This window comes from Rhizobium sp. SVR5-2C (assembly GCF_056755115.1).
The window spans coordinates 1-9,610 of sequence record NZ_JBNDHT010000191.1; the positions used below are offsets into that span (position 1 = coordinate 1).

General features: G+C 56.9%; 6 protein-coding genes and 1 pseudogene. 2 read left to right on the forward strand and 5 right to left on the reverse strand.

What is annotated here, in order from left to right:
- Window positions 1–1,148, forward strand: a 1,148-nt coding sequence (locus tag ACPYOI_RS32665) for a glycosyltransferase family 4 protein (RefSeq protein ID WP_481423931.1), incomplete at its 5' end; no start/stop codon positions are given.
- Between the two features lie 39 nt (window positions 1,149–1,187).
- Window positions 1,188–2,087 (forward strand): sulfotransferase family protein, encoded by a 900-nt coding sequence (locus ACPYOI_RS32670; protein WP_481423932.1) that lies wholly within the window; start codon window positions 1,188–1,190, stop codon window positions 2,085–2,087.
- Between the two features lie 21 nt (window positions 2,088–2,108).
- Here the strand turns inward: ACPYOI_RS32670 and cysC are convergent, their stop codons facing one another.
- The 5 genes and pseudogenes from cysC to ACPYOI_RS32695 all read right to left on the reverse strand — a co-directional run.
- Window positions 2,109–4,001, reverse strand: coding sequence for an adenylyl-sulfate kinase (gene cysC, locus ACPYOI_RS32675; RefSeq protein WP_481418583.1), 1,893 nt, complete (start codon window positions 3,999–4,001; stop codon window positions 2,109–2,111).
- A complete protein-coding gene (gene cysD / locus ACPYOI_RS32680) occupies window positions 4,001–4,903 on the reverse strand; it encodes a sulfate adenylyltransferase subunit CysD (protein ID WP_481418582.1) in 903 nt (300 codons plus the stop codon). The genes cysC and cysD overlap by 1 nt, the downstream gene beginning before the upstream one ends.
- Window positions 4,904–4,913: 10 nt before the next feature.
- Complete coding sequence (locus ACPYOI_RS32685) at window positions 4,914–7,187, reverse strand: GumC family protein (protein WP_481418581.1); 2,274 nt, start codon at window positions 7,185–7,187, stop codon at window positions 4,914–4,916.
- Entirely contained in the window at window positions 7,175–8,497 is a 1,323-nt protein-coding gene (locus ACPYOI_RS32690) for a glycosyltransferase family 4 protein (RefSeq protein ID WP_481418580.1), read from the reverse strand. Before ACPYOI_RS32690 ends, ACPYOI_RS32685 begins: the two co-directional genes overlap by 13 nt.
- A gap of 258 nt (window positions 8,498–8,755) precedes the next feature.
- Window positions 8,756–9,610 (reverse strand): annotated as a pseudogene (locus ACPYOI_RS32695) (polysaccharide biosynthesis protein); the annotation flags it as partial.

A 9,610-nucleotide genomic window follows, 5' to 3' on the forward strand; every position in this document is an offset into this window, starting at 1 on the left:
TAATCTACCCGTTCGTCGGTGATGAATTCGGCGGAAGCGACATTTCAGCCATCAAGCTTATTGAAGCGCTTCACCCCTCTGAAGTGAACCCAGTGGTTGTCGTTCACAGCCCTGAGGGCGATTTCGCGAAATATTTGGACAGCCGGGATGTTCCTTATCTGACTGTCAACGAATTGCTTCTGAGGCCGCGCCATAGCCGCGCGACAGGAGGCGCGTCGGCTATGCTCTATCCTCTGGCGGCCGCGCACATGGTTCGTTTTCTCAAGCAGCACAAAGCGGATATCGTTCATACAAACAGCGGGCTGATCCATAGCACATGGGCCCTCCCCACGGTCCTTGCCGGAGCGCGCTTGCTTTGGCACCACCGGGGGGATCCTGCTGCTCGAGGCGTGAACCTCCTGGCGCCCTTCATTGCCAGTCACATTGTTACCGTTTCCAACTTTGCCAGGCCCTCCTCGCCTCTCATTTCCATTGAGAGACGAACCTCAGTGGTCCATAGCCCCTTCGACCATCCGGACGTGCTGCCGGACAGGGAAGAATGCCGCATGGAGCTCGTTCAAGAGCTTGGGTTGGATGAGGAAACCCGCCTTGTCGGATTTTTTGGCGCCCTCATCGACCGGAAGCGGCCCATCCGCTTTGTCGAAGCGGTACACGCATTTCGCTCGCAGCATCCGGAAGTGAAGATCGCTGGTCTGCTGTTTGGCTCGCCCGAGCAATACGGAAAGCGGCTCGACGGCGAGGTGATGGAACGCGCGCGGGAACTGCGGATCGAAGACGGCATCCACCTCATGGGTTTCCGCTCGCCGATCAACCGGCTGATGTGCGCCATGGATATTCTGCTCGTTCCGGCCGTAAACGAACCATTCGGACGAACCCTCATCGAGGCGATGCTGCTGGGCACCCCGGTTGTCGCGACGAACCATGGGGGAAATCCGGAAGCAATTGTCGATGGCAAGACCGGCTATTTGGTTGAGCCGGAACGTCCAACCGCCTTTGTCGCGCCGATGGCCAGCCTCTTGAAAGACCCTGCCGAGTGGAGGCGCATAAGCGAAAACGCGCGGTCCTCTGCATTGAAAAGCTACGGAATACGCCCGCATACGGAAGAGATAATGCGCATCTATCGTCAGATCACCGGCAGAGCAGCATGATCTAATCGCCGGCCAGATCTAGCAAAGAGGGGAATAAGCATGCGTATCGACGACCTTGGCTTTCTGATCATCGGCGCAACGAAGAGCGCGACGACGTGGCTCCAGCGTTCGCTACAGAACGACCCCAATGTCTATATGCCCGATCCCGAACTGCATTATTTCAGCCGCCAATTCAGCAAGGGACAGGACTGGTACCTGTCACAGTTTCGGGTGACAGATAACTCTCGGGTGGTAGGTGAAAAATCGAATTCCTACCTGGAAGCACCGGAAGCCGCCCAGCGCATCAAGGACAGCCTGCCAAATGTGCTGCTGATCGCCCAATTGAGGAATCCGGTCGATCGTGCCTATTCGGATTACTGCATGCTCCTCCGAAGAGGTGACGTGACAAGAGACGTCGAAGCTTATTTGGAGCCGCGCAAAGGCGCAGAGGGGCGCTTCCTTGCATGGGGACTGTATTATCTGCAGCTGTCGCGTTATCTCGATTTGTTTCCGCGCGAGCGCCTCAACATCCTGCTGTTCGAAGACCTTCTTGGTGATCCTCAGGCACACCTGAATACCGTGCGCGATTTCCTCAACCTCAGCCGCCAGCAATCGGTTTTGCCGCTCTCAACCAAGGTCAAGGATCGCAACGAGCCGGTTGTCGGCCCTGCTTTGCGTCGGCTGGTAGGACCGTTCAAACCGGCGCTGGCGCCGTTTCGCCATATTCCGCTGATGCGACGGCTGCGCTCGGTCGTAGCGCGCTCGACGATGTACCCGCCATTGAAAGGCGATCTCAGGCAGCGAATGATCGACTTCTATGCGAGTGACACCGAAAAGCTTGGGACGTTGATGGACCGCGATCTCTCCGGTTGGCTCACGGGTGCGTCCACCCCGGAGGAAACAAGCCGTCGGTCGACGACACCATACGCAAGCTCGCCCGCGCCTGAACGCCGGGTATAAAGAGAGAAAACTTTTAACGATCTACCGAGCTGCCAACTGGGTCAGATAGTCTTCAATTTCCAATGCGAGATCTTCAGCCTGCCGGCCGACTGTCTTCAGGTGAATATCCGCAGAAATGGGGTTCTCGTATGGTGAGCTAACTCCCGTGAAATTCTTAATTTCTCCGGCTAAAGCCTTACGATATAAGCCTTTTGGATCGCGCCGCACGCACTCTTCAATCGGCGTATCAACGAATATCTCGATGAATTCGCCCGGATTGAAGAGACCGCGCGCCATCGACCGCTCCGATCGAAACGGGGAAATAAACGAGACGAGAACGATCAGGCCGGCGTCGGCCATGAGCTTGGCGACCTCGGCCGCACGCCGGATATTCTCCACGCGGGCTTCTTGCGTGAACCCCAGATCGCGGTTCAAACCATGCCGAATGTTGTCGCCATCGAGAATGTAGGTATGCCTGCCTTGTGCATGAAGTAGTTTCTCCAGCATATTGGCGATGGTCGATTTGCCGGACCCCGACAACCCGGTAAACCACAGTACCCGCGGCTGCTGAAACTTGATCGCCGCGCGCGCGCTCTTGTCGATATCCAGCACCTGCCAGTGAATGTTTTGCGAACGCCACAACGTATGGTCAATCATACCCGCGCCCAGGGTCGCATTCGAAAAACGATCGATGAGCACGAAATTGCCGGTGTTTCGGTTGTCGTGGTAGGTGTCGAAGACAATGGGCGTTTGGGTCGAGATATTGCATACGCCGATTTCGTTCATTTGTAGCGAAGTGGCAGCATTATGCGCCAAGCTGTTGACATCAATTTTATATTTGAGCGCAGTTACAGTAGCGTCAGTCACGTCCGTCTCGGTTCTGCAAACATAACTGCGGCCCGGCAAAAGCGGCTTGTGGTCAAACCAGATCAAATGAGCCATGAACTGATCGGAGATGCAGGGCTGCGACTGCGGCGCCACGAGCATGTTTCCACGCGAAACCTCCACGCATTCGTCCAGGACAACGGTCACTGCCTGTCCCTTCCGCGCCAGGTCGACATAGTCGAACCCGTGAATGATCGACCGCACTTGCGCTGGTTGTCCCGACTTGGCGACAATCACCTTGTCGCCTACGGAAACAATCCCGCCAGCGATTTGGCCGCATAAACCACGAAATTCGGAACTCGCCCGATTGACCATCTGGATCGGAAAACGAAACGGGCCATCATCGCCGTCCGCTTCGCACTCCAGGTTGTCCAGGTAGGCGAGAAGGGGCTCGCCATCATACCATGGCATTTCCGCCGATCGAGTGACGACGTTGCCGCCATGGAGTGCTGAAACCGGAATGCAGTATGTGGTCGTGAAACCGAGCGGCTTGGCGAAGGCTTCGAAAGCTTCACAGATCGAGCGAAATGTCTCCTCGTCGTTGCCTACGACGTCCATCTTGTTAACCGCGAGCACGACATGCCGGACGCCAAGCAAAGCATTGATGAAGGTATGACGCCGGCTTTGCGGCAGCAGCCCTTTCCGGGCGTCGAGCAGGACAATTGCAACATCCGCATTGGATGCACCCGTTGCCATGTTGCGCGTGAATTCTTCATGACCGGGAGCGTCGATCAGGATGTATTTGCGTTTGCTGCTGGCAAAGAACCGGTAGGCAACATCAATCGTAATTCCCTGTTCGCGTTCAGCCTCCAAACCGTCCACCAGCAACGCCAAATCAAGCTTCCCCTCGCCAACCGTGCCAAAACGGGCACTGTCCCCTGTAAGGGTGGTGATCTGGTCGTCGGCAACAGAACTCGTGTCGAACAGAAGGCGGCCAAGGAGAGTTGACTTTCCGTCATCGACCGACCCGCAAGTCAATACCCGAAGACAAGAGCCCAGCGGTGCTTCGGCTTCTATTATCGTGCCTCGGCTTTCGACCTGGACTTCCATCAGAAATAACCCTCCTTTTTCTTCTTCTCCATTGATGCCGACTCATCATGGTCGATGGCGCGACCCTGACGCTCCGTCGTTCGGGCAACCAACGCTTCAAAGATGATCTCGGGGATTGTGCGAGCACTGGATTCGATCGCACCGGTGAGAGGATAGCAGCCGAGCGTTCTGAATCGGACAAGCCGCTCTTCGATGATCTCGTCGGGAAGGAGCGGCAGGCGCTCGTCATCAACCATGATGAGCATGCCGTTTCGATGGACCGTGGGACGCCTATCGGCGAGATAAAGCGAGACGATTTCGATATTTTCTTTCAGAATGTATTGCCACACATCGAGCTCTGTCCAATTGGACAACGGGAATACGCGGATCGATTCATTTTTATTGATGCGAGTATTGTATGTCCTCCACATTTCGGGGCGTTGCCTCTTCGGATCCCAGGAGTGGGAGGCATTTCTGAAAGAAAAGATCCGCTCCTTGGCGCGTGATATTTCCTCGTCCCGGCGAGCGCCTCCGAAGGCTGCATCAAAACCATATGTGTCGAGCGCCTCCCGAAGAGGCAAAGTCTTCATGACGTGCGTATAGGCGCTCGGGCTGTAGTCGAAAGGGTTGACGCCGTCTGCGACACCGCTTTCGTTGCGGTGCACGATGAGGTCCAGGCCGAGACGATGTGCGGTTCTGTCGCGAAAGGCGATCATCTCCTTGAACTTCCATGTCGTATCGATATGAAGGAGCGGAAAAGGGATCCGCCCCGGATGGAAGGCCTTCATCGCCAAGTGCAGAAGGACTGACGAGTCTTTACCGATCGAATAGAGCAGTACCGGGCGCGCGCACGTCGCGGCCACCTCCCGCAGGATATGGATCGATTCCGCTTCCAGTTGCTCCAAATACTCGGCTCTCACCATTTGATAGCCCTCAAGCCGTTGCACTGCGACCAAACGAAGTTTTCAACCGCTTCCACAGCCCGGGCCGACGCGGGTCGGCTAGCGGCCCCTTACCGGCTTCGGATGATATGGAAAACAGATTCAGAATGCCTCCGAGTATGAAGGGCTGGTTGACCAAGAGACGGTTCAGCGCGCCCACGAGCTTCCGCTCGGTTGTGCGTCCTGCCGCGGCTATAATCACGATTGAATCGACGTGGGCGGCGAGCCAAACAGCCCCTTCCTCAGCGTCCAAGCTGGGGGCGTCGATGATGACCAGATCGTACATTTTGCGCAGATAGGAGCAGAGCGGTTCTGCGTCGTCGGCTGTGAAGTTCGCGAAAACCACATCAAGCCTGGGATATGTCGGCGAGGCCGTGCTTGAGACGCATATATCCTGCGGATCCGCGAGCTTCGGTACCAAACGCGGCACGCTTAGTCCAAGAAGAGTCCCTGCTCCTTTCGCCGACGGATCAAAATCGACCAGAACCGTGCGAAGATTGCTCGCTGTCGCCGCCGCAGCCATTCCGAGGGCCACTGTGGTCTTACCCTCGCCCGTCGACGGCGAACAGAACATCACAATCTTCCCACCACTCGGCCGTCCGATCGTTCGCCATGCCAGACATAGATTCCGCATGGCCTTTGCAAAAGGCAAAGACGGGCCGTCGATAACATATTCGAATGAACTGGTCCCCTTGCCAAAGCGCCGCTTTATTCTCGGGACCGTCACCAAATTTGGCCGGGTCAAAATGTCTTCGACATCCCTTGGACGATACAAGCGATCATCGAGCGCATCGACAATGATAGCTGTCACAACGGCGAGGATGAGGGAGCCAATCGCTCCGGCAACTATGACAAGGGACGGTTTCGGAAACGCAGGGCTCGTCGGGACCTCCGCATAGGATGCGACCATAGCCGACCCTTTGTGCTCGCCGCGCTCTGGGTCCAGATCTCCAAGTCGAAGCACGACCTGATCGTAACGCTTTTGTTCAGCCAGCAAATCTCTCTCGAGTTCGCGTCTGCGAATTTCTGCAAGGCTCCGTTCCTGGATTTGCTTCTGTAGAGACGCGACCTCCGCACTGAATTTTGCTGCGCGAACGGCCGCGACCTCTGCGGTATTTCCCAATTCCTGAACAATTCGATCGGCTTCCTCCATCATCAGACGTTGATTGGCTTCGAGCTCGGCGTCGGCATCGGCGACCAATGGATGGTTCTTCGCAAACTTGGAGCTGAGCTGCGCCTTCAACCGCTCGAGACGTGATTGTTCGGTGCGAAGGCGATCCAGCGGTTCGGACGTTACGACGCGGACGACCGCTGCTATGTTGCCTGATGCAAGCTGCGTTTTCGCCTCCAGATATTTCGATCGCGCGGCTGTCTCATCAGCGCTCGCGACCGTGAATTGCTCATTAATCAACGCCATGCGCGACTTCAGGACATCATCCTTGGGATCGAAGGTCAGATCGCGATTGGCCGTAAACGCTGCTACCTGACGTTCCATCGCCGCTATGCGTCCGCCAAGTTCACTTGCCTGACCTCTCAGATAGTCAATCGTGTTCGTCGTTGCTTCATCCGTGAGCTTGGCAGTCCAATCGACATAATGCTGCGCAATGGCGTCGGCGATCGCCGCTGCCTTCAGCGGGCTTGTCTGCCGTGCTTGAATTGTCATCGCCAGACTGTCGCCCTTGCGGTCGACGGTATAGGATGCGAGGAGCGTGGTTATTGCCCGATCACGTTGGACGCTCGTAGAGATCAGCCGACTGCCGACCATCTCGGAGTCCTGCTTTGGGGCCAGGAATTTCGTCGCTGCATTCACAAGAAGGCTGATGCCTCCTTCATTCTCGTCATCGTGCTGCGGAAGATAGGTGTTGTAGTCAGGGTCGTTGATTAGATCGAGTGCGTCCACAACGGTTCCGACGAATACGCGCGATTTGATGACGTCCAGCTCCGTTTCCATGACGGACTTGTCACGCTCCTGGTTTCGAAGTTCCTCGACAGCCTCGTATGGACGAGCATCGTTTCGGTCGAACACGATGGCAGACGCCCCGATATAGACCTTTGTCATCAGAAGCGCGGCCAGGACCGTTAGAGTAAGTCCGGCCGTCAGGACAGAGCCGAAGAACCATTTGTGCCGCCGCACCATCTCAAGCAGATCGGACAATCCATAGCCGGAACGCGGCGGAGAAAGGCGCTGCTGAAAAGCTGCGGCATGATGGCTGCCGGTGACAGACTGCGAACCGACGCCAGGCGGAGTTACCTTTATCCTCTCCACGAAATGCCCCTCCCCATCCCACTTAGTCGTTGGCCCGTGGTCGTGCATGTCTCTGCCTGCCGCTGCCGGGAGCCGCGCGACGCCAGAGTCTGGCTTGGGCTTTTAGAATTTGAGAGGCCCATTCGATCGAGAAGTATTTCGTTGATCAGGTGAACATCAAACCGGCCACAGGCCAGCTCTCGGGAGTGGCGGCCCATTTCAGCGGCCAGTTCAAGGCGATCGGCAAGCGCCGACATGGCGTCAAAGAGGCTGTCCACGCTGCGTGGCGCGACGAGATAGCCGTTGACACCCGGCTCGACGGTATCCCTGCAACCCGCCAGGTCCGTGGTGATGATTGGACGCCCGACAGCCATCGCTTCCAAAGCGCTGCGAGGTATTCCCTCGCGATAATACGAGGGAAGGACAAATATGTTACATCGTGCAAGGAACGGACGAACGTCTTTGGTTTCGCCTAGATAATCTATGATGCCTTCACGGGCCCATTGCTGAACCTCTTGCAGCGATATTGCTGCCGGATTGGGGTCAACGGGACCAAGCAGCAGGAATTCCGCGTCAGGTCGCTGTCGCTTCAACCGGCGCGCCGCCTCGACATATTCAAAAACGCCTTTGTCCCTGATGAGACGCGCTACCATTAGGAAGACCGGCTTCTCGCGGGGGGGAGGCACGAAGGCGTAATGGTCGACATCCACCCCCGAGCCATCGACGTGGTGAATAATCGAAACGTCTTCCACCAGCGAATTTTCGATGATGTCGGCCCAATCGGCATCATTGTAAACAAAGACGGCTTTTGCGCCGGCGAACGCCCGGCGGTATAGCCAAACGCTCAACCGATGGATCGCTCGACCCTTCACGGTATCTAGACTAGCTTCCGAAAAAACGTGGCCCAGTCCTGTGACAAGGAAGCAGCGGCATGGCACCCCCGATATACGTGCGGCAATTCCACCATAGAGAATGGGTTTCATCGTATAGGGAACGATTACCTGCGGCCTGATCGTTTTCATGAGCCGTCTCAGATGGACGAGCGCCGCGATATCGCTGACCGGACTGAGGCTCGCACGAGCCATGGGTGTGTGCACGAACTCGACTCCGATTCTCGATAGGTCAGCCTTGACCTCCGGATCGTCCTCCGGCCCTGCAGCCGCGACGGCATGCCCGGCGCGGACCATGGATTTCAATAGTTCCAGACGAAAATTCGTTAATGAACGACTGTAGCTTGACAGCACCAAGATGCGTAAGCCGCGCTTCGGCTGCTGCAAAAGCAGCGAATTGGATTTCGGCATGGTGTCGGTTGGTGTTGCGTGCAAGTTCAACGCTATCTCCAGGCGAGACACCGATTGGCAAGTTTTCGAGGGGGCGATCAGCCGGCGCCCCGCCGACGATTGGTCCTACTGCAGCCGGGGTGCGCGACCCCGTTCAAACGGTCCAGCACGTCCTCCGTCAGCCTCAGTTACAAGAGCGGTAAGTAAGTCGTCCGGGAGATTGGCGTCGCGACCGCGTTCCTCGTTGCCGGCGCGCTCATTGTGCATCTCGGATAGAACCGCATCGCGGTATGCCGACCGTCGCCAATTGTATCCGGGAACCAGACTGCTTATGAGAGCGAGCACCATGGACGCATCGCCCAATTCGGCGAAGCGCTCCAACCGAGCGAAAGACGTGCGGAGTTTGGACAGCGGCACCGGCCGCGGCACGGCCCCGAAAACACCGGGTACGGGCGACGGAACCTGAGTGTCGTTGATGTCGAAAAGTTCCTCGTAGCACTTTTCGCCGGGACGCAACCCAATGACCTTGATCGCTATGTCCACGTCGGGAGTAAGACCCGCAAGCCTGATCATTCTGCGTGCGATATCAATGATCTTCACCGGTTTGCCCATATCCAGAACGAAGATCTCGCCCTTGCCGATATCGCCCTCGAGTCCGTAAGCGGAAGCTTGCAACGTCAGCTCCACCGCTTCCCGAACGGTCATAAAGAAGCGTGTCATGTCGGGATCGGTGACGGTCAACGGCCCTCCGTTGGCAATCTGCCTCTTGAACAGGGGGATGAGGGAGCCGCTCGAGCCAAGGACATTGCCGAAGCGAACAGTCATGTAGCGAGGGCCGCTTCCTCTCTCGATGCCTTCGAGGTCGAGCGCCTGGCAATAGAGCTCCGCAAGACGCTTGGTGCCCCCCATGACGCTTGTCGGATTGACCACCTTGTCCGTCGAAATCTGGACCATCGCCAGGGCGTCAACCTGGCGGGCGGCGTTCGCGACGTTCATTGTGCCTATCACATTCGTGAGTGCACCTTCGCACGGATTGATCTCAACCATGGGAACATGCTTGAGAGCAGCCGCATGAAAAACCAACTCCGGTCTATACTGCTCGAAGACTTCACTGACGCGGCTGACGCGCCGGACATTACACAGACATGCTGCCCGAGGCAGGCT

Excerpts from the sequence above, each read along its gene's own strand:
- ACPYOI_RS32670 (WP_481423932.1), top strand. The coding sequence starts at position 1,188 with ATGCGTATCGACGACCTTGGCTTTCTGATCATCGGCGCAACGAAGAGC.
- cysC (WP_481418583.1), bottom strand. The coding sequence starts at position 4,001 with ATGGAAGTCCAGGTCGAAAGCCGAGGCACGATAATAGAAGCCGAAGCA.
- cysD (WP_481418582.1), bottom strand. The coding sequence starts at position 4,903 with ATGGTGAGAGCCGAGTATTTGGAGCAACTGGAAGCGGAATCGATCCAT.